This is a genomic window from Streptomyces sp. NPDC003691, assembly GCF_053981115.1.
On sequence record NZ_JBSFNQ010000016.1, the window covers coordinates 71,532 to 98,380 of the forward strand.

The 26,849-nt window shown below is 72.5% G+C and carries 24 protein-coding genes; 6 read left to right on the forward strand and 18 right to left on the reverse strand.

Annotated features, from left to right (window positions below; genetic code table 11):
• Nucleotides 1–71: 71 nt before the first annotated feature.
• Nucleotides 72–1,028: a hypothetical protein gene (locus ACWDR0_RS10920; protein WP_456351325.1), complete on the reverse strand. Its 957-nt coding sequence runs from the start codon at nucleotides 1,026–1,028 to the stop codon at nucleotides 72–74.
• Nucleotides 1,029–1,221: 193 nt separating this feature from the next.
• On the opposite strand from ACWDR0_RS10920, the gene ACWDR0_RS10925 reads away from it, so the two are divergent.
• Nucleotides 1,222–1,464, forward strand: coding sequence for a hypothetical protein (locus ACWDR0_RS10925; RefSeq protein WP_456351326.1), 243 nt, complete (start codon nucleotides 1,222–1,224; stop codon nucleotides 1,462–1,464).
• Nucleotides 1,458–1,907, forward strand: a complete 450-nt coding sequence (locus ACWDR0_RS10930; protein ID WP_456351327.1) for a DNA-binding protein — start codon at nucleotides 1,458–1,460, stop codon at nucleotides 1,905–1,907. Before ACWDR0_RS10925 ends, ACWDR0_RS10930 begins: the two co-directional genes overlap by 7 nt.
• Before the next feature lie 60 nt (nucleotides 1,908–1,967).
• Here ACWDR0_RS10930 and ACWDR0_RS10935 read toward each other — a convergent pair whose 3' ends face one another.
• On the reverse strand, nucleotides 1,968–3,254 hold the full coding sequence (locus tag ACWDR0_RS10935; RefSeq protein ID WP_456351328.1) for a geranylgeranyl reductase family protein: 1,287 nt from the start codon (nucleotides 3,252–3,254) through the stop codon (nucleotides 1,968–1,970).
• A 101-nt stretch (nucleotides 3,255–3,355) separates the two neighbouring features.
• Here ACWDR0_RS10935 and ACWDR0_RS10940 point away from each other — a divergent pair, with 101 nt between their 5' ends.
• Nucleotides 3,356–3,892: a GNAT family N-acetyltransferase gene (locus tag ACWDR0_RS10940; protein ID WP_456351329.1), complete on the forward strand. Its 537-nt coding sequence runs from the start codon at nucleotides 3,356–3,358 to the stop codon at nucleotides 3,890–3,892.
• A gap of 11 nt (nucleotides 3,893–3,903) precedes the next feature.
• Nucleotides 3,904–4,398 (forward strand): hypothetical protein, encoded by a 495-nt coding sequence (locus ACWDR0_RS10945; RefSeq protein WP_456351330.1) that lies wholly within the window; start codon nucleotides 3,904–3,906, stop codon nucleotides 4,396–4,398.
• A gap of 251 nt (nucleotides 4,399–4,649) precedes the next feature.
• Here the strand turns inward: ACWDR0_RS10945 and ACWDR0_RS10950 are convergent, their stop codons facing one another.
• From ACWDR0_RS10950 to ACWDR0_RS10970, 5 genes are all read right to left on the reverse strand, one after another.
• Nucleotides 4,650–5,342: a demethylmenaquinone methyltransferase gene (locus ACWDR0_RS10950; RefSeq protein WP_456351331.1), complete on the reverse strand. Its 693-nt coding sequence runs from the start codon at nucleotides 5,340–5,342 to the stop codon at nucleotides 4,650–4,652.
• A gap of 152 nt (nucleotides 5,343–5,494) precedes the next feature.
• Nucleotides 5,495–6,193, reverse strand: coding sequence for a hypothetical protein (locus ACWDR0_RS10955; protein WP_456351332.1), 699 nt, complete (start codon nucleotides 6,191–6,193; stop codon nucleotides 5,495–5,497).
• A 13-nt stretch (nucleotides 6,194–6,206) separates the two neighbouring features.
• Entirely contained in the window at nucleotides 6,207–7,409 is a 1,203-nt protein-coding gene (mqnC, locus tag ACWDR0_RS10960; RefSeq protein WP_456351333.1) for a cyclic dehypoxanthinyl futalosine synthase, read from the reverse strand.
• Nucleotides 7,410–7,596: 187 nt separating this feature from the next.
• Nucleotides 7,597–9,225, reverse strand: a complete 1,629-nt coding sequence (locus tag ACWDR0_RS10965; protein WP_456351334.1) for a serine/threonine-protein kinase — start codon at nucleotides 9,223–9,225, stop codon at nucleotides 7,597–7,599.
• Between the two features lie 190 nt (nucleotides 9,226–9,415).
• Nucleotides 9,416–10,237 (reverse strand): menaquinone biosynthetic enzyme MqnA/MqnD family protein, encoded by an 822-nt coding sequence (locus ACWDR0_RS10970; RefSeq protein ID WP_456351367.1) that lies wholly within the window; start codon nucleotides 10,235–10,237, stop codon nucleotides 9,416–9,418.
• A gap of 527 nt (nucleotides 10,238–10,764) precedes the next feature.
• Between ACWDR0_RS10970 and ACWDR0_RS10975 the strand changes: the two genes are divergently transcribed.
• Complete coding sequence (locus tag ACWDR0_RS10975) at nucleotides 10,765–10,968, forward strand: cold-shock protein (RefSeq protein WP_003967102.1); 204 nt, start codon at nucleotides 10,765–10,767, stop codon at nucleotides 10,966–10,968.
• 294 nt (nucleotides 10,969–11,262) lie between these two features.
• Here ACWDR0_RS10975 and ACWDR0_RS10980 read toward each other — a convergent pair whose 3' ends face one another.
• From ACWDR0_RS10980 to ACWDR0_RS11030, 11 genes are all read right to left on the reverse strand, one after another.
• Complete coding sequence (locus ACWDR0_RS10980; protein ID WP_456351335.1) at nucleotides 11,263–12,678, reverse strand: M1 family metallopeptidase; 1,416 nt, start codon at nucleotides 12,676–12,678, stop codon at nucleotides 11,263–11,265.
• Nucleotides 12,675–16,859 (reverse strand): Pls/PosA family non-ribosomal peptide synthetase, encoded by a 4,185-nt coding sequence (locus ACWDR0_RS10985; RefSeq protein WP_456351336.1) that lies wholly within the window; start codon nucleotides 16,857–16,859, stop codon nucleotides 12,675–12,677. Before ACWDR0_RS10985 ends, ACWDR0_RS10980 begins: the two co-directional genes overlap by 4 nt.
• A 287-nt stretch (nucleotides 16,860–17,146) precedes the next feature.
• Nucleotides 17,147–17,842: a TetR/AcrR family transcriptional regulator gene (locus tag ACWDR0_RS10990; RefSeq protein WP_456351337.1), complete on the reverse strand. Its 696-nt coding sequence runs from the start codon at nucleotides 17,840–17,842 to the stop codon at nucleotides 17,147–17,149.
• A gap of 286 nt (nucleotides 17,843–18,128) precedes the next feature.
• Entirely contained in the window at nucleotides 18,129–19,487 is a 1,359-nt protein-coding gene (locus ACWDR0_RS10995) for a dicarboxylate/amino acid:cation symporter (RefSeq protein ID WP_456351338.1), read from the reverse strand.
• A gap of 511 nt (nucleotides 19,488–19,998) precedes the next feature.
• The gene (locus ACWDR0_RS11000) at nucleotides 19,999–20,289 is read right to left on the reverse strand and encodes a DUF4229 domain-containing protein (RefSeq protein WP_456351339.1); all 291 of its coding nucleotides are present in this window, start codon (nucleotides 20,287–20,289) and stop codon (nucleotides 19,999–20,001) included.
• Nucleotides 20,290–20,443: 154 nt separating this feature from the next.
• Nucleotides 20,444–21,019 carry an N-acetyltransferase family protein gene (locus ACWDR0_RS11005; protein ID WP_456351340.1) on the reverse strand — a complete coding sequence of 192 codons (576 nt, stop codon included), beginning with the start codon at nucleotides 21,017–21,019 and terminating at the stop codon, nucleotides 20,444–20,446.
• Nucleotides 21,020–21,069: 50 nt separating this feature from the next.
• Nucleotides 21,070–22,233 carry an aminofutalosine synthase MqnE gene (mqnE, locus tag ACWDR0_RS11010; protein ID WP_456351341.1) on the reverse strand — a complete coding sequence of 388 codons (1,164 nt, stop codon included), beginning with the start codon at nucleotides 22,231–22,233 and terminating at the stop codon, nucleotides 21,070–21,072.
• A 122-nt stretch (nucleotides 22,234–22,355) separates the two neighbouring features.
• Complete coding sequence (locus ACWDR0_RS11015) at nucleotides 22,356–22,811, reverse strand: Lrp/AsnC family transcriptional regulator (protein WP_146481725.1); 456 nt, start codon at nucleotides 22,809–22,811, stop codon at nucleotides 22,356–22,358.
• Nucleotides 22,812–23,026: 215 nt separating this feature from the next.
• On the reverse strand, nucleotides 23,027–23,800 hold the full coding sequence (locus ACWDR0_RS11020) for a UbiX family flavin prenyltransferase (protein WP_456351342.1): 774 nt from the start codon (nucleotides 23,798–23,800) through the stop codon (nucleotides 23,027–23,029).
• 193 nt (nucleotides 23,801–23,993) lie between these two features.
• Nucleotides 23,994–24,923: a menaquinone biosynthesis prenyltransferase MqnP gene (gene mqnP, locus ACWDR0_RS11025; protein WP_456351343.1), complete on the reverse strand. Its 930-nt coding sequence runs from the start codon at nucleotides 24,921–24,923 to the stop codon at nucleotides 23,994–23,996.
• Entirely contained in the window at nucleotides 24,920–26,365 is a 1,446-nt protein-coding gene (locus ACWDR0_RS11030) for a menaquinone biosynthesis decarboxylase (protein WP_456351344.1), read from the reverse strand. Before ACWDR0_RS11030 ends, mqnP begins: the two co-directional genes overlap by 4 nt.
• A gap of 86 nt (nucleotides 26,366–26,451) precedes the next feature.
• Between ACWDR0_RS11030 and ACWDR0_RS11035 the strand changes: the two genes are divergently transcribed.
• Complete coding sequence (locus ACWDR0_RS11035) at nucleotides 26,452–26,808, forward strand: PLD nuclease N-terminal domain-containing protein (protein ID WP_456351345.1); 357 nt, start codon at nucleotides 26,452–26,454, stop codon at nucleotides 26,806–26,808.
• Nucleotides 26,809–26,849: the final 41 nt, after the last annotated feature.

Below are 26,849 nucleotides of genomic sequence, written 5' to 3' on the forward strand. Positions count from 1 at the left end.
GGCCGGTCCCCCGTGCCGGCCGGTCCCGTGCCTCCTTCAGCCCTGTGCCTCCTTCAGCCCTGTGCTCCCCTTCAGCCCGGTGCCTGCTCCAGCGCCCGCCGCAGCCGCTCGTACCCCGGCGCCAGCTCCTCCAGTCCGGCGAGGAGCGCGGTGTCGTCGCCGGTCACCACCGGTCCCTGGAGCCCTCCGATCAGCCGCGCCTGCTCCCGGGCGGTACCGGCCGCGTCGGCCAGGCCGAGACCGGCGAGGCAGTCCGCCGCGTCGGAGATCCGGCGCGCCCCGACCCGTACGGCGAAATGCGCCAGCAACTGCCGCAGCCCGGTGCCGAGTCCGGCTTTCACCAGCCGGGCGAAGCCCTCGATGCCCTCGGCGCCGCCGAGCGTCCCCGGCGGGACCGGCAGATCGCCGCGGCCGCCGAGCCAGCCCGCCGCGAGCGGCAGGGAGTCCCGCAGCGCGCGCTCCGCGGTGACCTCACGTTCGCGCGCGAACCCGGAGCGCATGATGAACGGTTCGCCGGTGTACGCCACGGTGTCGCCGCGCCATGCCTCCAGAAAGGCCGCGGCGCCGAGGGTGGCGTACGGATGGCCCTCGGGGTCGTGCAGCAGGACCGTTCCGTCGGAGCCCATCTCCAGGACCACCACATAATGGTCGCCCTGTCCGGGCTGCGGCGTCCCCGGCCGGTAGAGCAGCAGCCCCATATCGACCGGCCCGGCCAGCACCGGTCCGTGCGCCACCGCCGACCGGAGCCGCTCCAGTGCCTCCTCCGGGGTACCGCCGGCCGTCCGTTCGCAGACCAGACCGAGCAGCCGGACCGCCTGGTCGAGGCCGATTTCGGGATCCCAGGCGTACGGGTCGAACAGCGGCAGCGAACCGGCGATGAGCTGGAAGCCGAAGGGCGAGCCGGTGAGGGTCTCCACCACCCCGGGCGGCGGCAGGGGCCGACCGGTCGCGGCCCCCGCCGTCATGATCAGCGAGTGGGTGTAGCAGTACGGGCCGGAGCCCGCGTACGAAGGGAGCAGCGGTGACATGGCCGGACCTCTCTCGTGGACCTGGTGGGCTCGTGGCCCGTTCCGCCAGTCCACGCCTTCACACGGTGTGAAGGTCAAGCCGCGGCCCCGCTGCCGGGGAGATCCGGGGGTCAGGCCTCGGGGTGGGCCCGGCGACCGCACCGGAGTCGGGATCGCAGAAGAAATTTCCTACCGCCGGTGTTACGTTTTAGGTATGAGCAGCCACGCCACCCCCCAGCCCGCCGAGCGGGCAGGCAAGAGATCCGTATCGCTGGCGCAATCTCTGATCAAGGAAGTCGAAGAGCGCACCGGCAAGAACGGCTTCTCCTCCGTGGTGGCCGAGGCCCTGGAGGAGTGGCTCGCCGCACAGAAGCTCCGCGAGGTCGTGGCCGCCGACCGGAAGGCCTTCGGCCCTGTTTCCGCGGAAGCCCGGCGGCAGGCGGAACAGGAATGGTGAGCAAACGCCTCAAGATCAAAGCCGGCAGCGAGGGCACACTCGTCCTGGACGCCCAGGGGCTGTCGCTCCACGTCGACGGCGACGAGGGGATGCGGGCGCGCATCGAGGTCGCCCAGCAGAGCGGGCGCCGCGTGGCACTGTCGGCCTTGACGCCCCTGGAAGTACGCCGAACCGGCGAGGCCGCCAAACGGCTCCAGTTCCTGCTGTCCCGATTCGACGTGAAACCGGTCGACGACGCCGTGACGGATGCCGCGAAAAAGCTGCTGGACATCTCGGGGCTCGACGGACACGAATGTCTCGTGGACGCTCTCGTAGTGGCCACGGCCGCGCTCTGTGCACCGCCGGTCCTGCTGGTCACGTCCGACAGATCGCACATCCCGGCCTTGTGCAAGGCAGCCGAAGAGCTTCCCGGCGCGCCGAAGGTGAAGATCGTCAACGTCTGAGCGCCCGGTCGTCGTCGCGCCGGGCTGCCCGGCTTCGTGCCGTGCAGCCCACGCGACCGGTCAGGCCTTGGGCGCGACCTTCGACAGGCCGTTGATGATCCGGTCCATGGCGTCGCCGCCGGTCGGGTCGGTCAGATTGGCCAGCATCTTCAGGGTGAAGCGCATCAGCATGGGGTGGGTCAGACCGCGCTGGGCCGCCAGCTTCATGATCGTGGGGTTGCCGATCAGCTTCACGAAGGCCCGGCCGAGCGTGTAGTAGCCGCCGTAGGTGTCCTTGAGGACCTTGGGGTAGCGGTGCAGGGCCAGTTCGCGCTGGGCGGCCGTGGCGCGGGACTTCGCCTGGACGATCACATCGGCGGCGAGCTGCCCGGACTCCATGGCGTACGCGATGCCCTCGCCGTTGAACGGGTTGACCAGCCCGCCCGCGTCACCGACGAGCAGCAGCCCGCGGGTGTAGTGCGGCTGGCGGTTGAAGGCCATCGGGAGGGCGGCGCCGCGGATGGGGCCCGTCATGTTCTCCTCGGTGTAGCCCCACTCCTCGGGCATCGAGGCGCACCACGCCTTGAGCACCTCGCGCCAGTCCAGCTCCTTGAAGGAGTCGGAGGTGTTCAGCACGCCGAGGCCGACGTTGGAGGTGCCGTCGCCCATGCCGAAGATCCACCCGTAGCCGGGCAGCAGCCGGTCCTCGCCGGGGCCGCGCCGGTCCCACAGCTCCAGCCAGGACTCCAGATAGTCGTCGTCGTGGCGCGGGGAGGTGAAGTAGGTGCGGACGGCGACGCCCATCGGACGGTCCTCGCGGCGGTGCAGCCCCATCGCCAGCGACAGCCGGGAGGAGTTGCCGTCGGCGGCGACCACCAGCGGGGCGTGGAAGGTGACCGGGGTCTTCTCCTCGCCGAGCTTGGCGTGCACACCGATGATCCGGCGGGTCCGCTCGTCGATGACGGGGGCGCCGACGTTGCAGCGCTCGTAGAGCCGGGCGCCCGCCTTCTGGGCCTGCCGGGCGAGCTGCTCGTCGAAGTCGTCGCGCTTGCGGACGAGTCCGTAGTCCGGGTACGAGGCCAGCTCGGGCCAGTCCAGCTGGAGCCGTACTCCGCCGCCAATGATCCGGAGGCCCTTGTTCCGGAGCCAGCCGGCCTCTTCGGAGATATCGATGCCCATCGCCACGAGCTGCTTGGTGGCGCGCGGGGTCAGCCCGTCGCCGCAGACCTTCTCGCGCGGGAACGCCGTCTTCTCCAGCAGCAGGACATCCAGTCCCGCCTTGGCCAGGTAGTACGCGGTCGTCGCGCCGGCCGGGCCTGCCCCGACGACGATCACATCCGCGGAGTGTTCGGTGAGGGGCTGCGTCACGGCTGGTCTCTCCCGAGTCTCGGAATTGGGCGTGCTGAACGGCACGGGACATGGGCAGTCTATGTGGACGTACCGATCAGCCGACCGAAGGGCTCCCCCTCATGAGCACCGTCCTCCCCGCCGTCCGCCTGCGCGTCCCGACCGACGAGGACGCCGTGGCGTGGCACCGGATCTTCAACGATCCCGAGGTCATGAGGTTCCACGGCGGCCGGGGGGCCGAGCTGTCGTACTACGAGGAGCTGACGGCACGCCAGCGGCGGCACGACGCCGAACGGGGCTTCTGTCTCTGGACGATCCTTGACGAATCCGGTGACGCGATCGGCTTCACCGGTGCCCAGCCGTGGCCCCAGCAGGGCTTCGGCCCGTACGGCGAGATCGAGATCGGCTGGCGGCTGGCCCGGCACGTGTGGGGCCGGGGCTATGCGACGGCGGCCGCGCGCACCACGCTGGAGCGGGTCCGGGCGGCGGGCGTGCCGGATGTCGTCGCGCTGGTCGACCACCGCAACGAGCGCTCCATAGCGGTGACCCGCAGACTGGGCATGCGGCAGGCCGAGCGGTACGCGGTCCCGGACACCGACCGCTGGGGCCACACCTTCCGGCTCGAACTCGGTGCCCGGGAAGCGGACACGGCGGCCTGAGACGGCCGCCGGTGTCCACACAATTACTCACACTCGTCAGCGCCGTGGTGGGCGCGGTCATCGCGACCGCTTCGGCGGCCCTGCTGGAACGGCAGCGCTGGCGCCAGGAGCGCGGTGAACGCGCGGCCGATATGCGGCGGTCGCTGTACGGCGAGTATCTGGCGGCCCTCGCCGACACCCGCAACGGCTTCCGCGCGCTCGGCCGCGACCTCGGGATGCCGCGGGCGGAGCGGGCGGTGGCGGCGCGCAAGGCGATGGAGCCGTGCTACGCGCTCCGCTACCAGATGTCGATCACCGCGTCGCCCCCGGTGTACGCCGCCTCGGAACTCGCCTTCCGCAGGCTGCGGCTGATCCGGGACAGCCTCGCGGAGGGCGTGGTCTCGGGCGACGACGGCTATACGGAGGTCCGCAGCTCCTACCAGGAGTCCCTGACGGCCCTGCGCGGCGCGATGCGCCGTGACCTGGGCACCCCGGCCCCGGACGACCCGCCCGCGGTGAGCCCCTGAGCCCCGCACCGGCCCGGCCCGGGTGGTAGTCCTTCACACGCTGTGCACCCGCACCGAACGAGGAGCGGGTGCACAGGGGCGTGGGGGCGGACGAACAGCCCGCCGCAGCGCACCCGCACCCGCACCCGCGCCGAACGGGGCCGGCAAGCGCAGAAAAGGGGCGCGGGGAACTGCGCGAGAAGCGCCCACGGCCCGCGGCCGGACGAACAGCCCCGCCCGCCGCGGCGCGGCCCTGCCCCACCCCGCTACAGCTAGCGCTTGGCGCCCCGGTGGAGGGCGACCACCCCGCCCGTCAGGTTCCGCCAGGCCACCTTCTCCCAGCCCGCCTTCTGCAGCAGCGCCGCCAGTTCGGCCTGCTCGGGCCAGGCCTCGATGGACTCGGCGAGGTATTCGTACGCCTCCGGGTTGGAGCAGACCCGGCGGGCCAGCGGCGGCAGCGCGCGCATCAGGTACTCCTCGTACACCGTGCGGAACGGCGCCCAGGTGGGGTGGGAGAACTCGCAGATCACGACCCGCCCGCCGGGCTTGGTGACCCGGTACAGCTCGCGCAGCGCCGCCTCGGTGTCCTGGACGTTGCGCAGCCCGAAGGAGATGGTCACCGCGTCGAAGACACCATCCTGGAACGGCAGCTTCATGGCGTCGCCCGCCGTCAGCGGAAGCCAGGGGTTGCGCTTCTTGCCCTCGGCCAGCATGCCCAGGGAGAAGTCGCAGGGGACAACGTACGCGCCGGTCCGGGTGAACGGCAGGGAGGACGTGCCGGTCCCGGCGGCCAGGTCGAGGACCTTCTCTCCCGGGCGGGCGGCGACGGCGGCGGCGACCTGCTTGCGCCAGTAGCGGTCCTGGCCGAGCGAGATGACGTCGTTGGTGAGGTCGTAGTTCTTCGCCACCTTGTCGAACATGGAGGCGACTTCGTGCGGCTGCTTGTCCAAGGAGGCTCGGTTCACGCTGCCCATTCTGCCGCGCGGCCCGCGGACACCGGGGAGGCGGGGTCGCAGGCCGCCCGCGCCGCCCGGGGCGTCCGGCAGCCCCCCGGGCCCTGCCCGCGCCCGCCGCCCCGGCGTACACCCCGCACCGCACGGCACCGCGCCCGGCGCCCTCACCGCCGCCGGTGGACCAGCTTCCCCGCCAGGACCGTGGCCAGGCAGGCGGCCCCGGCCCCCTCGAAGTCCGGCTCGACGGCCGCACCGACGGCCGCACCGCCGGCCGTGTCGAAGACCGCACCGTCGGCCGTTTCGAAGACCGCGAGGTCCGCCCGCTGCCCCACGGCCCGGGCGTCGAGCACCCCGGCGTACGCGGCGCCCGCCGGCGGCCGGCAGGACCAGGCGCCACCGGTGGAATCGGCACCGGCGGCTTCCGGCTCCCCGGGCAGGACCCGCAGCCCGGTCCGCGCCACCGCGTCCGCGACCACCGCCCGCCGCAGGGGCCCGTGGATCGCGGTCACCCCGTGGGCCAGCAGCCGCTGTGCCCCGCGCCGGGCGCTCGCGCCCCGGCGGGTGTCGTCCATCCCGAGTGCGGTGAGCGCGTCCCCGGTCAGCGGTTCGGTGCCCAGTTCGTCCGCTTCGCGCGGGTCCGGGTGGTAGGCGGACTCCAGCAGCCGGGCGCCGTACGGATGGACCAGTCCGGGCGTCAGCACCCCGGGCCAGCGGCGGACCCTGGCCCCCGGGCAGGCGGCGGCCACGGCCTCGTAGGGCCCGGTCGCCGCGATCTCCCGGCCGCGGACGGCGACGGCGCCGTCCGGCACCGCGGCGAGGCCGCCGCCGGGCAGCAGCAGCTCCGCGGTGTGGATGGTCAGCACGCTCCGGCCGCCGTCAGGTGGTGGTGGGGAGGAGCTTCAGCTCGGGGTGGGCCGTGCCGCCCTCGATGGCGGTGGACGAGATATGGGAGACCACGCGCTCGTCGACCGGGTCGTCCGCCGGGTCCTCGTGCACCACGATGTGCTCGTAGGTGGTGGTCCGCTGCGCCGGGACCCGTCCCGACCTGCGGATCAGGTCGATGATCTCCTGGCGGTTGGAGCGGTGCCGGGCGCCCGCCGAGGAGACGACGTTCTCCTCCAGCATGATCGACCCGAGGTCGTCCGCGCCGTAGTGGAGGGAGAGCTGGCCGACCTCCTTGCCGGTGGTCAGCCAGGAGCCCTGGATATGGGCGATGTTGTCCATGAAGAGCCGGGCGACGGCGATGATCCGCAGATACTCGAAGAGCGTCGCCTGGGTGCGGCCCTTGAGACGGTTGTTCTCGGGCTGGTAGGTGTACGGGATAAAGGCCCGGAATCCACCGGTCCGGTCCTGTACGTCCCGGATCATCCGCAGATGCTCGATGCGTTCGGCGTTGGTCTCGCCGGTGCCCATCAGCATGGTGGAGGTGGATTCGACGCCCAGCCCGTGGGCGGTCTCCATGATCTCCAGCCAGCGTTCGCCGGACTCCTTCAGCGGTGCGATGGCCGTACGCGGCCGGGCCGGCAGCAGCTCGGCCCCGGCACCCGCGAAGGAGTCGAGCCCGGCCTCGTGGATCCGGCGGATCGCGTCCTCCACCGACACCCCGGAGATCCGGGCCATGTGCTCGACCTCGGAGGCGCCGAGGGAGTGGATCACCAGCTCGGGGAAGGCGCTCTTGATGGCCGAGAAGTGCTTCTCGTAGTACTCGACGCCGTAGTCGGGGTGGTGGCCGCCCTGGAACATGATCTGCGTGCCGCCGAGTTCGACGGTCTCGGCACAGCGGCGGAGGATGTCGTCGAGATCGCGGGTCCAGCCCTTGGCGGTGTCCTTGGGGGCCGCGTAGAAGGCGCAGAACTTGCAGGCCGTCACACAGACGTTGGTGTAGTTGATGTTCCGCTCGATGATGTACGTCGCGATGTGCTCCGTACCGGCGTACCGGCGGCGGCGTACGGCGTCGGCGGCCCGGCCGAGGGCGTGCAGCGGCGCGGAACGGTAGAGGTCGAGCGCCTCTTCGGGGGTGATGCGCCCGCCGTCGGCAGCACGGTCCAGCACGGACTGAAGGTCGGCCTTCTCGGTCACCGGGTGTCACCTTTCGGCGGTTTTTCTGGGCTCGTACGGCGGCGGACCGGTCGGATCCGGATCGCGTACGGGCTCTTTGACGGGCCGGTCCAGCCTACGCCAGGGGGGCGGAAGCACCCCGAACCGCCCCGGGCCCGCCCGCAGGGCGCCCGGGGCGGGGGTCCGAGGACCTGCGGACGCTTCCGGGTCAGCGGGCGCGTTCCAGCAGGGCTTCGGTCTTCACCGAGGTGCCGGTGCCGCTGAAGGCGAGCCGCTTCCCCCGGGGCCCGGCCGTGAGCTGGAAGGTGAACCGCTGGGTGCCCGACCAGCACCACTCGCCCTCGGTGCCGGAGGCGTTCACGACCAGCCGGGTGGCGCTGATGCTCTGGACCTCCAGGTGGTAGCGGCAGACGAGTTCGCCGGACGGGGACTTCTGGCTGGTGGTACCGGCGTTCCGGCCGACCGCGGCCGCGCCGCTGATGACGGTGGCAATGGTCCCGGTGGGCTCGCCGGGGTCCGCGGACTGCGGGGTGATCCCGCCCTCCCAGGTCCCGAGGAACACCTCCGGGATACGGTCCGGACCCTTCGGGGGCGCGGCGGAGGAGGTCGCGGAGACGTTCGCCTGCGGCTTCTCGACCGCGGCGTCGTCGTTCGTCCCACCGCCGGGCAGCAGATCGCGGAGCGGGCCGATCGCCAGCAGCAGTACGCCCAGGGCGAGCGCGAGGGTCAGCGTCACCGAGCAGGTGACCCTGCGGCGGCGCCCGGCGCCGTCCGGGGCAGCCGGTTCCGGGGCGGCCGGCTCCACGACCGGGACGGAGGTGACGGTCCCCAGGGAGGCCGAGACGGCGACGGAGGGCCGCGGCGGGAGCGGTGGCGTACGGCCGTACGCCATCCGGGGATCGGGCGTCGACGGCGGTACGGGCCCGGCCCCGCCGCCGTCAGCCGTGTCCAGGTCCAGCAGCCCCACCGCCAGCCGGGAGAGCTGCTCCACCAGCGGCCCCGGCAGCCAGCCGGAGCCCAGCAGCGCGGCCGGGCCCTCCGGGGCGAGGGCCACGGCGACCTCCTCCGGCCCGGGCCTCGTCCCCGGCTCCTTCGCCAGGCAGCGGAGCACCAGTTCGCGCAGCTCACCGTCCATCGGACCGAGCTCGGGCTCCTCGTGGACCACCTTGTAGAGCAGGGTCGCGGTGCTGCCGCCCCGGAAGGGGGTCTGCCCGGACACCGCGTACGCGAGCACCGCGCCCAGCGAGAAGACATCGGCGGCGCCGGTGATGTCCCTGCCCTGGATCGCCTCGGGGGCCATAAAGCCGGGCGAGCCGACCGTGACACCGGTGGAGGTCAGAACGGAGTTCCCGTCCATCGCGCGGGCGATGCCGAAATCGATCAGTTTGGGTCCGCCGAGGGTGAGCAGGACGTTGGAGGGCTTCACATCGCGGTGGACGAGCCCCAGAGCGTGGACGGCTGCGAGGGCCTGGGCAAGTCCGGCGCCGAGGCCGCGCACGGCGCGGCCGGGCAGCGGCCCGTGCTCCCCGACCGCCGCCGAGAGGTCGGGACCGGCGAAGAAGCCGGTGGCCACCCAGGGGACGGCGGCATCGGGATCGGCGTCCAGGACGGGCGCGGTCCAGCGGCCCCCGACCTGCCGGGCGGCCGCGACCTCGCGCCGGAACCGGGCCCGGAACGCCTCGTCATGGGCGACGTGCGGATGGACGACCTTGACCGCGACCGTACGGCCGCCCTCGCTGCGCCCCAGATAGACCCGGCCCATTCCGCCCGCGCCCAGCGCCCCGAGCAGTCGGTAAGGACCGATGGCGGATGGCTCGTCGGGCCCCAGCGGCTGCATCCGTACCCCCCGTACTCCCCCGGCGCGGCGGGCCGGACCCGCCGACGCGCGACCGTGGATCACGTCTCCCCCGCAACCTACGGAGAGGGCACCGCGGCAGGCAACGAGGGACGGTGGATCCGGCGCGATCCCGCATGGTGCGGTGTGGTGCGGTGCGGGCGCGCAGGGATACGGGAGAGGAGCGGCGGCCCTACCCCCGCCCGTCCCGGAGGAGTTCGACCGTCACATCGGCCGGGAAGCCGGTGGTCGGCCCGGTCCTGCGGGCGAACTCCCGGACTCCGGCCAACTGCTCCGGACCGAAACGGAAGTCGAGGGTCCGGAAGTACCGCTCCAGCAGCTCCGCGTCGAACGCCTCCCAGCGGGCGACCTGTTCGGAGACCTTGGCGACCTCCTGGAGCGACAGGTCGCGGGAGTCGAGGAACGCCCGGTGGACCTCGTGGACGACCTCGGGTTCGCGGGCCAGATAGTCCTTGCGCGCCGCCCAGACCGCGAAGACGAACGGCAGCCCGGTCCACTCCTTCCACATCAGCCCCAGGTCATGGACCTGGAGACCGAGCCGCGGGGCCTCGTGGAGGGACGCCCGCAGCGCGGCGTCACCGATCAGGACGGCGGCGTCCGCCTCCTGCATCATCAGCCCGAGGTCGGGCGGGCAGGTGTAGTAGTCGGGCGCGACGCCGAACCGCTCGGCCAGCAGGAGCTGGGCCAGGCGGACGGAGGTGCGGGAGGTGGACCCGAGGGCGACCCGGGCACCGTCCAGCCGCTCCAGACCGACCTGGGAGACGATGACGCACGACATCACCGGGCCGTCGCAGCCGACCGCGATATCGGGAAAGGCCACCAGCCGGTCCGAGTTGCGCAGGAACTCCACGAGGGTGATGGGCGCGATGTCGAGCTCCCCGCGCACCAGCCGTTCGCTGAGCTTCTCGGGGGTGTCCTTCGTCAGGTCGAAGTCGATGAGCGTGCCGGTGCGGGCCAGGCCCCAGTAGAGGGGCAGGCAGTTGAGGAACTGGATATGCCCTACGCGCGGCCTGACCCGGCCGCGGTCGGCGGCCGGGCGGGCGTCGGGAACGGTGGCAGCGGCGGGGACGGTGACAGCGGCGCGTTCGGCGCCCGCGGTGCCGTCCCGGCGGTCATGGCGCTCATGGCGCCCCCGGTGGTCCTGGCGGTCCTCTGAGATGTCCACCTCGTGAGGCTAACCGCCGGTACCGGGGTTCCCGCGCGACGGGGCGCGGGCGGGGCGCGGGCGGGGAGCGAACCGGGGGTTGCGCGCCGGCCGGCGGGACACCTCCCCGTACTCCCCGGCGCGCCCCCTCGTGAGCTGGGACGCGTCAGCGAATGGGCGGCGGTTTCAAGCGTCCGGGTGACGTGATCTTCACCTCTACCGCTCTCCAGACCCTGCGTGCTACGCTCAACGCAAGTTGCAGTTTGGTTTCCCTTGCAGTACAGAGCCTGCGGAGCATGTAACCCGCAGGCTTTTGTAGTTTTCAGACTTGTTTGCAGGTTCTGGAGCAGGGCAACCCTTTGGCCCAAGGAGGGCTTATGGCTACCGGAACCGTCAAGTGGTTCAACGCTGAAAAGGGCTTCGGCTTCATCGCCCAGGACGGCGGCGGCCCGGATGTCTTCGTCCACTACTCCGCGATCAACGCGTCTGGTTTCCGCTCCCTCGAGGAGAACCAGGTCGTGAACTTCGACGTCACCCAGGGTCCGAAGGGCCCGCAGGCGGAGAACGTCACCCCGGCCTAATGCCAGGGCGTCGGCGATCGCGTCCGACTTAGCAGTACCCAAGGAGCCCCGTCCGCAAGGAACGGGGCTTCTGCCTTTCCCGGACTGGATCCCGGGCTGGATCCCGGGCTGGATCCCGGGCTGGATCTCCCTGACCGGATCTCCCTCGGGATCTCCCGGACCGGGTGGTTGCGGCACATACTCTCCCACCGGACTCTCCGGGAATATCGGAAGAATTCCCGATCGCCGGAATGGAAAGTTCCGTTAAATTTTCCGGAATTTTCGCCCGGTCGGCGGAACTATTCGCACGACCGTTCACAAAGGCTCGGGCACCGGACCGCTCGGCACCGGCAGTTCCGGGAGCCGTTTCTCCTGGAGCCAGGCCCGGAACAGCCGCGCCACCGCCTCCGCTCCGCCCGCCGCGCCCGCCCCCGCGTGACGCTCCGCAAGGGCCGTGAACCCCTCGGTCGTCACCAGCCCGTGCCGGTGCACCGCCGTCCACTCCCGCAGCAGGGCCGTGAAGGCCGGGTCCCCGACCGTGGTCCGCAGCGCGTGCAGGGTGAGGGCACCCCGCTCGTACACCCGGTCGTCGAAGAGCCGCCGCAGTCCCGGATCGGCCAGCCGCAGATCCTGCGGCAGCAGGGCGAGCCGGGCCCGGGAGCGGGCCGCGAGCACGGCGGCGGCCGGACCGCCGGACGCTTCGGACCAGAGCCACTCCGCATACTTCGCGAACCCCTCGTTCAGCCAGATATGCCGCCAGTCGGCGACGGTGAGGCTGTTGCCGAACCACTGGTGGGCCAGCTCGTGCGCGATCAGCCGTTCGCTGCCGCGCGCGCCGTCCACATGGTTGGCGCCGAAGACGGCGAGGCCCTGGGCCTCGACCGGCACGTCGAGGTCGTCCGCGACGACGACCACACCGTAGGAATCGAAGGGGTACGGGCCGAAGCACTCCTCGAACAGGGCGATCATCCGGCCCTGGCGGGCGAAGTCATGGGCGAACCGGCCGAGCAGGGGCCGCGGTACGGCAGCGGACTGCGGCACTCCGGGCCCGGCTGCCTCCCGGCCACCGGCGGCCGCCTCGGCACCGGCCCCCTGCTCGGCGGCGCCCGGCTCATCCGCTCCCGGTACCGGCACGCGTTCGTACGGCCCGATCTGGACCGTCGCCAGATAGGTGGCCATGGGCGCGGACTGCTCGTACACCCAGCGCGTGGTGGACGCCCCAGCGGTCCGTGAGACCAGCCGGCCGTTGGCGACGACGGTGTACGGGGTCGGCGCGGTCATCGCGATCCGGTACACCGCCTTGTCGTCGGGCCGGTCGTTGCAGGGGAACCAGGACGGCGCGCCGTGCGGCTGGGAGGCCACCAGAGCGCCCTCGTCCAGTTGCTCCCAGCCCAGCTCGCCCCACTCCCGGGTCCGCACCGGCTGCGGTACGCCCTGGTAGCGGACCTCCACGGTGAACGCGGTGCCGGGAGGTACCGGTTTCCCGGGGGTGATCCGCAGCTTGCCCGCCCGGTGCGTCCAGCGGGCCGGGCGGCGGCCGTCGACGAGGACCTTGTGGAGCCGGAAGGCGCCGAGGTCCAGGGCGAGGACCGGGAGGCCGCGGGCGGCCACGGCGTGCACGGTGGCACGGCCCGCGAGCCGGCCGGTGTGCGGAACGTACTCCAGGTCCAGGTCGTAGGCGGTGACGCGGTAGCCGTCGTCGCCGTGCTGCGGGAGGTAGGAATCGCTCACTGCGGGCCCTCCGGTCCGTGCGGGTGCGGCGGCGGCCAGGCGGCGACCGGGTTGCCCAGCCAGCGGGTGCCCGGCGGGATCCGTTCGCCGCGCAGTACGAGGGAGGCCGGGCCCACCACCGCGCCCGCGCCGACGGCCGCGCCGGGCAGGGCGATGCCGTGCGGGCCGAGGGTGGCTCCCGGGCCCAGTTCGACGGGCCCCAGCCGCATGATCCGGTCGTGGAAGAGATGGGTCTGGAGGACACAGCCGCGGTTCACGCTCGCGCCCGCGCCGACGGTCACCAGATCGGCCTCCGGCAGCCAGTACGTCTCGCACCACGCGCCCCGCCCCACCCGGGCGCCGAGGATCCGCAGCCAGAGGTTCATCAGCGGGGTGCCGCCGACGGCACCGGCCAGCCAGGGCACGGCGAGCACCTCGACGAAGGTGTCGGCGAGTTCGCCGCGCCAGACGAACCCGGACCACAGCGGATGCTCCCCCGCCCGGAAGCCCCCGACGAGCAGCCATTTCGCGGCGGCCGTGACCGCGCAGGCCACCACCCCGCCCAGCGCGAGCAGCGGGCCGGTGAGCGCGGCGGCGGCCGGGACCCCGTACGCCCCGGCGGCCGCCGCGAAGGCGAATACGCCCGCGACGGCGAGGGCGGCCGAGCAGAGCACCGGGACGATCCGGCACAGCTCGACGGCGGCCCGCGCCCAGCGCAGCCGTACGGGAGGGGAGTAGGTACGGCTCCGGTCGCCCTCTTCGGGTGTCCGCCGCAGCCGGATCGGCGGCATCCCGAGCCAGGAGCTGCCCGCCTCGGCCCGCTTCGGAGCGGCCGACAGCACCCCGACCAGACCGTGTTTGGGGACCCGGCGGCCCGCGGCCGCCATGCCCGAATTGCCGAGGAAGGCGCGTTTGCCGACCCGGGCGGCGGCGATCCGGAGCCGCCCGCCGCCCAGCTCGTAGGAGCCGATCATGGTGTCGTCGGCGAGGAACGCGCCGTCGCCGACGGTCGTCATCGCGGGCAGCGCCAGCACTGTGGAGACCTCGGCGCCCCGGCCGACCTTCATGCCCAGGGCCCGCAGCCAGCCGGGGGTGGCGAGGCTGGCGTAGAGCGGGAAGAGATGCGCCCGGGCGGTGTCCATCAGCCGCTCCACGGCCCAGGCGCGCCAGGCGGCCGGGCCGTGGACGGGGTGGCTGCCCTCGCGGAGCCCCGCGCCGAGCGCCCGTACGCCCGCCAGGATCAGCAGGGCGTACACCGTCACCCCGGTGAGGGTGGCGAGCAGCAGGCCGGTGGCGGGGCCCGGGGCGTGGCGGAGCACCAGCAGCGCGGGGAGCGCGGCGGCCGCGGGCAGCAGTCCGAGGAGCACGGACGTCAGCGCGTAGACGGCGGTCCAGCGGGCCCGGCGCGGCGGGCGGGGCAGTTCGGCGCGGCGGCCGCGGGCCCGGCCGGTGCGGGTGGCGGGCACTCCGGACCAGCGCTCCCCCGCCGGTACGGTGCCGGTCACCGCCGAGCCGGGCGCGATCTCGGCGCGCTTGCCGATCCGGGCGCCGGGGAAGAGGGTGCTGCGGGCCCCGACGACGGCGCCCGCGCCGATCCGGACGGCTCCGATGTGCAGCCGGTCGCCGTCCAGCCAGTGGCCCGCGAGGTCGGCCTCGGGTTCGACGGCCGCGCCCCGGCCGAGCCGCAGCAGCCCGGTGACCGGCGGCGGGGCATGCAGATCGACGTCCTCGCCGACGCGTACGCCGAGGGCGCGGGCGTAGTAGACCAGCCAGCAGCCCGCGAGCTGTCCGGCCCCGGCGAGCTGGGCGAGCCGTTCGGCGGCCCAGAGCCGGAGGTGGACGGAGCCGCCGCGGGGGTACGTGCCCGGGCGCACCCCGCGCAGCAGCAGCCGGGCGCCGCCCCCGGCGACGGCGATCCGGCCGGGCGGACCGGCGAGCAGCAGCCAGCCCAGGGCGATCCACCACCAGGAGATGCCGGGTCCGGCGCCGACGACGTTCGCCGCGGCCGCGGCGAGGACGGCCCAGCGCAGCCCGCCGACGGCGAGCAGCAGCGGCAGGACGGCGCACTGGACGGCCCGGGCCCGGAGCGGCACCGGCCGGACGGCGGGCGCGTCCGGTGGCCGGTCCGCGGGGGCCGCCGGGCCGCGCCGTTCGTCGAGGAGGCGGGCGAGCGCGCCGAGGACGGGATACCGGTAGATGTCGCCGACGGACCCGGTGCCGTACCGCTCCCGGATCCGGGCCACGAGCCGGGCGGCGGCGAGGCTGCCGCCGCCGTGGGCGAAGAAGTCCGCCCCGGCGCCGGGGACGGGCACCCCGAGCAGCTCCTCCCACCGGGCGGCGAGCCATGCCTCGGTGGCGGTGAGCCCGTCGGCCCGCGGTTCGTCCCGGCAGGTGAGAGGCCAGGGCAGCGCGTCCCGGTCGACCTTTCCGGAGGTCCGTACGGGCAGCGCCGACACCACGGCGAGTACGGGTACGACCTCGGCGGGCAGGACCCGCCGCAACCGGGCCGCGGCCGCTTCCCGGTCGAACGCCCCGCCCCCGGCCGCGGGCGGCCCCTCGTCTTCCGGGGCTCCGGAACCACCCGCGCCGGACCGCCGGGGCCGGGGTCCGGCGTCCGGCACTCCGGACGCGCCCGGGCCGGGACCGCGCACACCGCCGGAAGCACCGGCGACCGCCGGATCCGGGGCGCCCGGGCCCGGGACCACATAGCCCACCAGGACGCTGCTGCCCGCTGGGGTCGTACGGACCGCGGCCGCGGCCGCCGTGACGCCCGGGAGGGCCCGCAGCGCGGTGTCGATCTCGCCCAGTTCGATCCGGCGGCCGCCGATCTTGACCTGGTCGTCGGCACGGCCCAGGAAGACCAGGCCCTCGGGGTCGGCCCGGACCAGGTCGCCCGAGCGGTAGGCGCGGGGCCAGCCGGTCGCGGGGAGCGGGGCGTACGCCGTGGTGTCCAGGGCGGGGTCCAGATAGCGGGCCAGGCCCGCGCCGCCGATGATCAGCTCGCCGCTCTCGCCCATCGCCACCGGTTCGCCCCGCCCGTCGACCACGGCCAGCTCCCAGCCGTCCAGCGGCAGCCCGATCCGGACCGGTCCGCCGCCCGGGGCCAGCACGGCCGCGCACGAGACGACGGTGGCCTCGGTCGGCCCGTACGTGTTCCACACCTCCCGCCCCGGCACGGCCAGCCGGGCGGCCAGCTCGGGCGGGCACGCCTCGCCGCCGAGGATCAGCAGCCGTACGCCGTCCAGCGCGGCGGCCGGCCAGAGCCCGGCCAGCGTCGGCACGGTCGAGACCACGGTGATCCGGCGCTCGGCCAGCCACGGCCCCAGCTCCGCACCGGCCCTGACCAGCGCCCGGGGCGCGGGCACCAGACAGGCGCCGTGCCGCCACGCCAGCCACATCTCCTCGCAGGACGCGTCGAACGCCACGGAGAGGCCCGCGAGCACCCGGTCCCCGGGGCCCGGCGGCGCTTCCCGCAGAAAGATCCGGGCCTCGGCGTCCACGAAGGCGGCGGCCGCCCGGTGGGTGACCGCGACGCCCTTGGGCCTGCCCGTCGAACCGGAGGTGAAGATCACCCAGGCGTCGTCGCCGGGGCGCGGAGGGCCCCCGGAGCCGTCGGGATCCGGGGGGTCCGGGGGGTCCGGGGGGTCCGGGGGACTCGGGGGACTCAGGGGGTTCGGGGTACTCATGGTGTCCGGGGGATCCGAGGGGTCCGGGGGCCCTGCGGCGTCCTCGCGCCCCGCGGTACCCCGGCCTCCCTCCGCTCCCCGGCCGTCCGCGCAGGTCAGGAGCCGGCCGGGGCCCAGGACACCCACCACCCCCGCCTCCGCGAACACGGCCCGGGCCCGCTCCCCGGGATCGTCCGCGTCGACCGGGACGTACGCCGCGCCCGCCGCGAGGACCCCCAGGACGCAGACGTACAGATCGGCGGTGCCGGAGGGGACCCGGACGCCGACCCGAGTGCCCCGGACCGCGCCGCGGGCGGCGAGATCGCGGCGTACGGCATCCACCTCCGCCAGCAGCGACCGGTAGGTCAGCGGGCTGCCGCCGCCGTCGTCGACGGCAAGTGCGTCGGGGTGGGCGCGGGCCGTGGCCGCGAGGATGTCGAGAAGCGTCCGTTCGGGTGCCGCGGGACCGCCGGTGAAGACGGCCCGGGCCGCGGTGGCGGGGGCGGTCAGCAGGGACGGCTCCGGGGCGACGGTCATCCGGCGACCCCGCCGCCGCAGGCGCCGCCGGGGTCGCGGGGCTGGTGCGTCACCATCGGTCGGTCTCCGTCCGTCGGCGCGGGCGTACGGCCCGGAGGGCCTCCGCATGACAGACGGGGAGCCTATTAGCGTTTGATCACCTTTGCCGGTTATGCACCGAAATCATGGCGCCGACCCGGCCGCTGGCCCCGAGCACCGGCAACCCCACCCGCACGCGGCCGCCCGACCACCGGCAGCCCTGCCCCTGCCCCCGCACCCGCCCGCGCGCCGCGCACCCGTACCCCGCGTCAGTGCGGCGACCAGCGCTCGCCTTTGATCAGATCACCCAGACCGACCCAGGCGAAGTTCATCAGCGTGGCGGCGGCCTCCTTCGCCGAGACGGCACCGCCGGCCGTCCCGTCCGCACCGGCCCCGCCCGTACCGCTCCCGCCCGTACCGCTCCCGTCCGTCCCGGCCCCGCCCGCACCGCTCTCGTTGACCCAGGCCGCGAGCGATTCCGCCGCCCCCACCAGCGCCTGCGCCAGCCCGGCGATATCGCGCTCCCCGGGCGGACCCGGGGAGTCGGCCTCCCGGGCCGCCGCCTCCAGCAGCACCGCCACAAAGTCGACGATCTTCCCGCGCATGGCGGCGACCTCCAGCGCGAAGGGCTCGCCGTGCGTCCGCGCCTGCCGGTGCAGCACGGACCAGGCGTCCGGGTGCCCCGCGGCATGGGTGAAGAAGGCCGTGAGCCCCGCCCACAGCTGCCGGTCCGCCGGCAGACCCGGCTCGACCGCCCGCTCGACGGCGGTGAGCAGCGCCTCCGCCTCCCGCCGGATACAGGCGGTGAACAGCTCTTCCTTGGACCGCAGATAGAGGTAGACGAGCGGTTTGGAGACGCCCGCGAGTTCGGCGATCTCGTCCATGGACGCCGCGCGGTAGCCGCGCCGCCCGAAGGTCCGTACCGCGGCGTCCATCATCTGCTGTTCGCGTACGGCCCGCGGCATCCGCCTCCCGCCGGTCCCGGTCCCGGTCCCGGTCCTGGCCCCGGTTCCGGCTACTCCCCCGGCCCTCGTCCCGGCGCCCCCGCCCGCACCCGTAGCCATGGCCCGCTCCCCTTCACCCCGGTCCCCGCCGACGGCCCGGCGGCCCGTCGGGCGCCCCCGCTACCCATCGGTAAGCCTACGGCCCGCCACAAGGTCAGCAACGAGCCAAAGACGCCCCGCAACGCACCGGGCCCCCGCTCTCCGTGAGGGGGAGAGCGGGGGCCCGGTGGGCAAAGGGCGAGCGGGGTCAGACGGTGGCCGGGACCGAGACCTTGCGCTCCGCGTCGGACGGCGCGATCTCGTCGATCGGGGAGGCGCTGGCCGAGTTGTACTGGTCGTGGTCGAGGATGTTCTCCCGGGCCGCGACGATCACCGGGACGAGCGCCTGGCCCGCCACGTTCGTGGCCGTACGGATCATGTCCAGGATCGGGTCGATCGCCAGCAGCAGGCCCACGCCCTCCAGCGGGAGGCCCAGGGTGGAGAGGGTCAGCGTGGTCATCACGGTCGCGCCGGTGAGGCCGGCGGTGGCCGCGGAGCCGACCACGGAGACGAAGGCGATCAGCAGGTAGTCCTGGACACCGAGCTGGATGTCGAAGATCTGCGCCACGAAGATCGCGGCGAGGGCCGGGTAGATCGCGGCGCAGCCGTCCATCTTGGTGGTGGCGCCGAACGGCACGGCGAAGGAGGTGTACTCCTTCGGAACGCCCAGGCGCTCGGTGACCCGCTGGGTGACCGGCATGGTGCCGACCGAGGAGCGGGAGACGAAGGCGAGCTGGATCGCGGGCCAGGCGCCCTTGAAGAACTGGACGGGGTTGACCTTGGCGACCGTCGCGAGCAGCAGCGGGTAGACACCGAAGAGGACCAGGATGCAGCCGATGTAGACGTCGGCGGTGAAGGTCGCGTACTTGCTGATCAGGTCCCAGCCGTAGTCGGCGATGGCGTAGCCGATCAGACCGACGGTGCCCAGTGGGGCGAGGCGGATGACCCACCACAGGGCCTTCTGGAGCAGCTCCAGAACGGACTCGCTGAGGGTGAGGACCGGCTTGGCCTTCTCGCCCAGCGCCAGGGCGGCGATACCCGCGAAGGCGGCGAGGAAGACGATCTGGAGGACCTTCAGCTCGGCGAAGGGCGTGATGATGTCCGTCGGGATGATGCCGGTCAGGAAGTCGATCCAGGAGCCGGACTTCTCGGGGAGCTTGCCGTCCTTCGGCGTCAGGCCGGTGCCCTCGCCCGGGTTGGTGACCAGGCCGATCGTGATACCGATGGCAACCGCGATCAGGGAGGTGATCAGGAACCAGAGCAGCGTCTGGGAGGCCAGCCGGGCGGCGTTGTTGACCTTCCGCAGATTGGTGATCGACACCAGGATCGCGAAGAACACGAGCGGTGCGACGGCCAGCTTCAGCAGCCGGACGAATATTCCGCCGATCTGCTCCAGCGTGTCCTTCAGCCAGGCGATGTCCTGGTGGCGGGCGAGCCAGCCGAGCAGCACACCGAGCACCAGACCGATGATGATCTGGGCCCAGAAGGGGACTCTCGGCAGTCGGGAGCCGGCGCCGGAAGCCTCGGGCTCCCGGTCGGCGGTGGGGGACGTCGTGTTCGCGGACACGGACACACTCCAGTGATGGCTGAGGAAGGGGTGAGCGGAAGGCGGCGCCCGTGCGCGAGAAGGGCCAGGGTCGGGCTGCCGCTGAAAGGAATGCCGGGGTCAGGTCGAGCGGTGACAGACCGCGGACATACAGCGGCAGAGATCGACATGCAGGCGCGCCACGAGCGGGGGGCTCGCGGCATGGCGGAGGCGCACTGATGTCTGCATGGGGAACACATTAACACCGCACCTTTGAGGTCCTCAAAGGTCTGCTTGGGGGTAAGCGGGCCGGATTGCCTCCGATTCCCATCCCGCCACCGCCGTTAACCTGCGAAAAACATGTAAAAAAACGGACATCCCGGGCGAGAGGTCAAGATCCTCACCCGGGATGTGTGACACATCCGATATGGACGCGATACGCGTGTTTTATATGACGTCTGTGACGCCTGCGTTGCTGCGTGTTGCTACGCGTTGCTGCGTGTTGCTGCGTGTTGCGTGCCGGGCGACGCCGGCGGCTCGGTGCCGCCGGACGTCAGGCGACGCCGTCCTCGCTCGTGCGGTGCGCGGCCAGCTTCTCCTTCGCCCGGTCGACCCCGTCGACGATCTGCTCGGACATCGCGTCGCGCTGCTTGCGCAGCAGGACGAAGCTGAGCGGCGCGGAGACGAGCAGCGCCAGCAGCACCACCCAGACGAAGTTGGAGTCGCCGAGCCCCTTGGGCAGGATGCCGAAGTGGACCAGGACGGCCATGACCGCGAAGCAGCCGGCGAAGACGGCGAGACGCAGGCCGGTGTACTTGATCGCGGCGCTCGACTTGGCAGACACGGTGCCCTTCTCCCTCTTCCGCGCATACGCGATGTTCACGTACGCGACATGTGTGGACGTGCCCGTCCAGTGAAGCACGCACCGATTCCGATCACCGCAGCGGCCCGAACGACCGGCCGCCGCGGCACCGGGGCGCCCGGCCCGGCGCCCCGGCTCAGCGCAGCGCCAGCAGCATCGTGATGTCGTCGCGGTCGTCGCCGTCCGCGACCCGGATCGCGCCCGGCACCCGGCCGACCTCCCGGAATCCGCAGGAGGCGTAGAAGTCCTCCAGCCCGAGGCCGCCGCGGCAGCCGAGCCGCAGCGCGTCGATCCCGTCGAAGCCCCGCGCGGCCTTCTCGGCGGCCGCCATCAGCTCCCGGCCGACGCCCCGGCCCTGGAGCCGGGGGTGGACCATGACCGTGTAGAGCCAGGCCCAGTGGGTCATCAGCCGGTGGCCGTTGAAGGCGAAGAACGCGGTGGCCGCGACCCGCCCGTCCGCGTCGTGCCCGACGAGCAGCCGCATCCGGCCCTCGGCCAGCCCGGCGAGATGCCGGACCAGCTCGGGCCGTATGTCGTCCTCGGACACCGGCGGTACGAAGCCGACGGCGCCGCCCGCGTTGCTGACGTCGGCCCACAGGGCGAGGATCCCGTCGCGGAGCGCGGGGCCGACCGGCGGGTCGAGGGTGTACGCCAGGGACTCCGCGGCCTTCCCCGTCCGTTCCCGCACCCGCACCTGCGCCTGCTCCCGCATCCGCGCTCCCGCTTCCCCGCCCGCTCCCCCGGCCATGCCGCGTCCCGTCCTCAGACCCGCATCGGCTGCGGCGACTCGCGCCGGTCCGCGTCCGGGCCCGGGTACTCGCGGATGATCTCGTACCGGGTGTTCCGCTCGACCGGCCGGAAGCCGGCGTCGCGGATCAGCTCCAGCAGATCGTCACGGGTGAGCTTGTTCGGCGTGCCGTAGTTGTCGGCGTCGTGGGTGATCTTGTACTCGACGACCGAGCCGTCCATGTCGTCGGCGCCGTGCTGGAGCGCGAGCTGCGCGGTCTGCACGCCGTGCATCACCCAGAAGACCTTCACATGCGGCACGTTGTCGAAGAGGAGACGGGAGACGGCGAAGGTCTTCAGCGCCTCGGCGCCGGTCGCCATCGTGGTCCGCGCCTGGAGGCGGTTGCGGACCTTGCCGTCCTTCATATCGACGAAGTCGTGCTGGTAGCGGAGGGGGATGAAGACCTGGAAACCGTTGGTCTCGTCCTGGAGTTCCCGCAGCCGCAGAACGTGGTCCACCCGGTGGCGGGGCTCCTCGATATGCCCGTACAGCATGGTGCACGGGGTCTTCAGACCCTTGCTGTGCGCCAGGCGGTGGATGCGCGACCAGTCCTCCCAGTGGGTCCGGTGGTCGACGATGTGCTGCCGGACCTCCCAGTCGAAGATCTCCGCGCCGCCGCCGGTGAGGGACTCCAGACCGGCTTCGATCAGCTCGTCGAGGATCTCGGAGGCGGAGAGCCCGGAGATGGTCTCGAAGTGGTGGATCTCGGTGGCCGTGAACGCCTTGAGGGAGACGTTCGGCAGGGCCTCCTTCAGCGCGGACAGCGAGCGCGGGTAGTAGCGCCAGGGGAGGTTGGGGTGGAGCCCGTTGACGATGTGCAGCTCGGTGAGGTTCTCGTTCTCCATCGCCTTGGCGAGGCGGACGGCCTCCTCGATGCGCATCGTGTACGCGTCCTTCTCGCCCGGCTTCCGCTGGAACGAGCAGTACGCGCAGGACGCGGTGCACACGTTCGTCATATTGAGGTGACGGTTGACGTTGAAGTGGACGACGTCGCCGTTCTTCCGGGTCCGCACCTCGTGCGCGAGGCCGCCGAGCCAGGCCAGGTCGTCGGAGTCGTAGAGCGCGATCCCGTCCTCACGGGTCAGCCGCTCACCGGCGAGGACCTTCTCCTCCAGCTCGCGCTTGAGCCCAGCGTCCATGCGCCCGCCTCCCACTTTCCTCATCCATCGAGCCTCGTACCTCGGGCCCCGTCCACGGTACTTTGCCCGCGCCCGGCGGACGGGAGTGCCCCCGCCGCGCCGGTCGCCGGGCCGTGGCGGGGTCACTCCTGGGCGGGCAGGTCCCCGACCCGGTTCTCCCACTTGGTGGAGAGCACGATGGTCGTCCGGGTGCGGGAGACGCCCCGGGTGCCGCTGAGGCGGCGGATGGTCTTCTCCAGACCGTCGACGTCGGACGCCCGCACCTTGAGCATGTAGGAGTCGTCGCCCGCGATGAACCAGCAGTCCTCGATCTCGTCGAGGTCGCGGAGCCTGCGGGCGACGTCCTCGTGATCGGCGGCGTCGGAGAGGGAGATACCGATCAGGGCGGTGACACCGAGCCCGAGGGAGGCGGCGTCCACGGTGGCGCGGTAGCCGGTGATGACACCCGCCGCCTCCAGCCGGTTGATCCGGTCGGTGACACTGGGCCCGGAGAGTCCGACGAGCCGTCCCAGCTCGGCGTAAGAGGCCCTGCCGTTCTCGCGTAGGGCCTGGATGAGCTGCCTGTCCACCGCGTCCATAAACCTGGTGCCTTCCATTATTCAGCAATCCAGCGAGTATCAGAATGAAACTAAGGCACGCAGGAGGCTCCCCCTGCGATCCCGAATACGTCTAGGAATGTCTCCGTCTGCCGCCCCGGGGTCCGTCCGCGGCCCACTGGTCAGGTGGCCCGTTGGTCCGTCCGTCCTTCCGGGTACGCGCCGGGCACGCGTGGGACGGCCCCCCGTTCAGCGCCTCAGGCCGGCGGCCCCGGCTGCTGCCCGTGCTCCTGCTGCCCGTGTGCCCTGTCCCCGTCCGGCTTCTCCCCGTCCGCCCTGTCCCCGTCTCCGCGGGCGGCGGCGCCGAGTTCGCCCTCCCACCGCCGGTAGAGCGTGTGCGGCACACCCACCGCGTCGAGCGCCCGCCCGGCGACGAAGTCCACCAGGTCCTGGATATGCGTGGCCCCGGCGTAGAAGGCGGGCGAGGCGGGCAGGACGACCGCTCCGGCGTCGTCGAGGGTGACGAGGTGCCGCAGGGTCTGCCCGTTGAGCGGGGTCTCGCGTACGGCCACCACCAGCGGCCTGCGCTCTTTCAGGGTCACGCTCGCGACCCGCTGGAGCAGATCCTTGGAGAGCCCGAGCGCCACTCCGGCGACGGCGGCCGTGGACGCGGGCACGATCAGCATCCCCTTTGCGGGGTACGACCCGGAGGACGGCCCGGCCGCGAGGTCGCCCGCGCTCCAGTAGCGGACGTCCGTCAGATCGGCCTCGGGAAAGACCCGCGGCTTCCCGTCCGCGCCCCGGCCCAGCCACTCCCGCAGGCCGTCCTGCCAGTGGGCGTCCCGGAAGGCGATCCCGGTCTCGTCGAGCAGGGTCAGCCGCGACGCGCGCGACACCACCAGGTCCACGGCCTCACCGGCGTCGATCAGCCCCCGCAGCACGGCGGCGGCGAACGGCGTCCCGGACGCGCCCGACACCCCGACGACCCACGGCCGCCGGACCCCGTCCCGCGGCTCTTCTCGTGCTGGCACTTGTGCTGGCTCCACACGGGGAGCCTATCCGGCGCCCGTCATAGCCGATGTGTCAGGACGTACCCGTACGCTTCGGCCGGGCGGGAACCTACTCGCCGGGGCCAGACAGCAGCACCGAGGTATCGAAGCTCAGCTCCCCCAGCGTTGTATCCACCGTGACCTCGCCGCCGTACGGAACCGTGTCGCGCCCTGGCTACACCGTCAGACCGCGCACCGCCAGATCCGCCAGAGCGCACACGAAAAGGGTAATTCCGATAAACCCATTGACCGTGAAGAACGCCCGGTTCAGCCGGGACAGGTCGTGCGGCCGGACGATGGTGTGCTCGTAGACGAACGCCCCCGCGACGATCGCCAGCCCCACCCAGAAGAAGGCTCCCGCGTCCGTCGCCAGGGCGTACCAGACCAGCAGGGCCAGGGTGACGAGATGGCAGAGGCGGGCGCCGTGGAGGGCGGCCGGGACGCCGAAGCGGGCCGGGAAGGAGCGGACGCCCTCCGCCCGGTCGGCGGTCACGTCCTGGGTGGCGAAGATCAGGTCGAAGCCGCCGATCCAGATACCGACCGCGAGGCCGAGGATGACCGCGTCCCAGGACCAGGCACCGGTCACCGCCAGCCAGGCGCCGATCGGCCCGATCGCCTGGGCCAGCCCCAGAATGGCGTGCGGGAAGTCGGTGAACCGCTTGCCGTACGGATAGACCACCATCGGTACGACGGCGAGCGGCGCCAGCATCAGGCAGAGCGGGTTCAGCGCGGCGGCCGCGGCCAGGAAGACGGCCAGCGCGATCAGCGCGCCGGTCCAGGCGGACCGTACGCTCACCGCGCCGGTGACCAGCTCCCGGCCCGCGGTGCGCGGATTGCGGGCGTCGATCTCGCGGTCGATGATCCGGTTGCAGGCCATGGCGAAGGTCCGCATACCGACCATCGCCACCGTGACCAGCAGCAGTTCGGCCCAGTGGACGCTCTTGTCCACCTGGTACATCGCGGTGAGGGTCGCGATATAGGCGAAGGGCAGCGCGAAGACCGAGTGCTCGATCATCACGAGCTTCAGGAAGGCCCGCACCTTGCCGCCGCCCGCCGGGCCCGCGGCTCCCTCGCCCGTTCCGACGGCGGACCCGGCCGCCGTCACAGGCCGTACTCCTTCCAGCGCCGGTCGACCAGCGCCGCGGTGCCGGGGTCGGACTCGACCATGTTCGGCCAGCCCCGGGTATAGCCCTCCTCGGGCCACTTCGTGGTGGCGTCGATACCCGCCTTGCCGCCCCAGAACTGCTGGTAGGAGGCGTGGTCGAGATGGTCGACCGGGCCCTCCACGACAGTCAGGTCACGGGCGTAGTCGGTGTTCCCGAAGGCCCGCCAGGCGACTTCGTGGAGGTCGTGGACATCGCAGTCCTTGTCCACCACGATGATCAGCTTCGTCAGGGACATCATGTGCGCACCCCAGATCGCGGACATCACCTTCTGCGCGTGCTTGGGGTAGCGCTTGTCGATGGAGACGATCGCGCAGTTGTGGAAGCCGCCGGCCTCGGGCAGGTGGTAGTCCACGATGTCCGGCACGATGATCTTCAGCAGCGGCAGGAAGAACCGCTCGGTGGCCCGCCCCAGCGGACCGTCCTCCGTCGGCGGCCGGCCGACCACGATCGACTGGAGCAGCGGACGCTTCCGCATGGTGATGCAGTCGATCTTCAGCGCGGGGAACGGCTCCTGCGGCGTGTAGAAGCCGGTGTGGTCGCCGAAGGGACCCTCGGGCAGCATCTCCCCCGGCTCCAGCCAGCCCTCGATGACCACCTCGGCCTGCGCGGGCACCTGGAGCGGCACGGTCTTGCAGTCGACCATCTCGATGCGCTTGCCCTGGACGAAGCCCGCGAAGAGGTACTCGTCGATATCGCCGGGCAGCGGCGCGGTGGAGGCGTACGTCACGGCGGGCGGGCAGCCGAAGGCGATGGCGACCGGCAGCTTCTCGCCCCGCCGGGCCGCGACCTGGTAGTGGTTGGCCGAGTCCTTGTGGATCTGCCAGTGCATCCCGATGGTCCGGCGGTCGTGCCGCTGGAGCCGGTAGAGCCCCAGGTTCCGTACCCCGGTCTCCGGGTGCTTGGTGTGCGTAAGCCCCAGGTTGAAGAAGGAGCCGCCGTCCTCGGGCCAGGTGAACAGCGCGGGCAGCAGGTCCAGGTCCACCTCGTCGCCTTCGAGGACGACCTCCTGTACGGGGGCGTCCTTCACCTTCTTCGGCGGTACGTGGATCATCGACCCGAGCTTGCCGAACGCCTCCCGCACCCCGATGAAACCGTGCGGCAGCTCCGGCTTCAGCAGCCCGCCGATCTTGTCGGAGATCTCGGAGTACGACTTCAGCCCCAGCGCCTTCAGCAGCCGGCGGTCCGTCCCGAAGACGTTCATCGCCAGCGGCATCGAGGCCCCGCGCACGTTCTCGAAGAGCAGCGCGGGCCCGCCCGCCTTGTTGACCCGGTCGACGATCTCGCCGACCTCCAGGTGCGGGTCGACCTCGACCTTGATGCGCTTGAGGTCTCCCTCGCGCTCCAGGGCCCTGAGCAGGGAACGAAGATCCTCATATGCCATGGGCCCAGTATCCGGTACCGGCTACCCTGGCAACGTCACCGGGGCCGCCCGCGCCCCGCCGCCTCTCGCCGAAGGACCGCCCGCGCATGTTCCGGTATCTGCCGTTCCTGCTGGTCCTGGCGCTGTGGATCTATGCCTTCATCGATGTGCTGAACACCCCGGAGAAGGAGGTCCGCAACCTCCCCAAGGTTGCCTGGGTGATCATCGTCCTGCTCTTCGGCGAGGTCCTCCTCGGCCCGATCGCCTGGTTCGTCGCGGGCCGCCCGCGCCGTACCCCCGCCTACGGCGGTGGCGGCGGCTCCTTCTCTTCGGGCCGCCGCGGTGGCGGCTGGGTCGCCCCGGACGACAACCCGGACTTCCTGAAGTCCCTGGACGACGAGGGCAAGAAGGACAAGCCCAAGGACCCGAAGGACGAGGAGCCCGGGAGCGACGGCTCGAAGTAGCCCTCCCCCGCGGATGTACGAGTGCCCCCGCCCGGACCTGG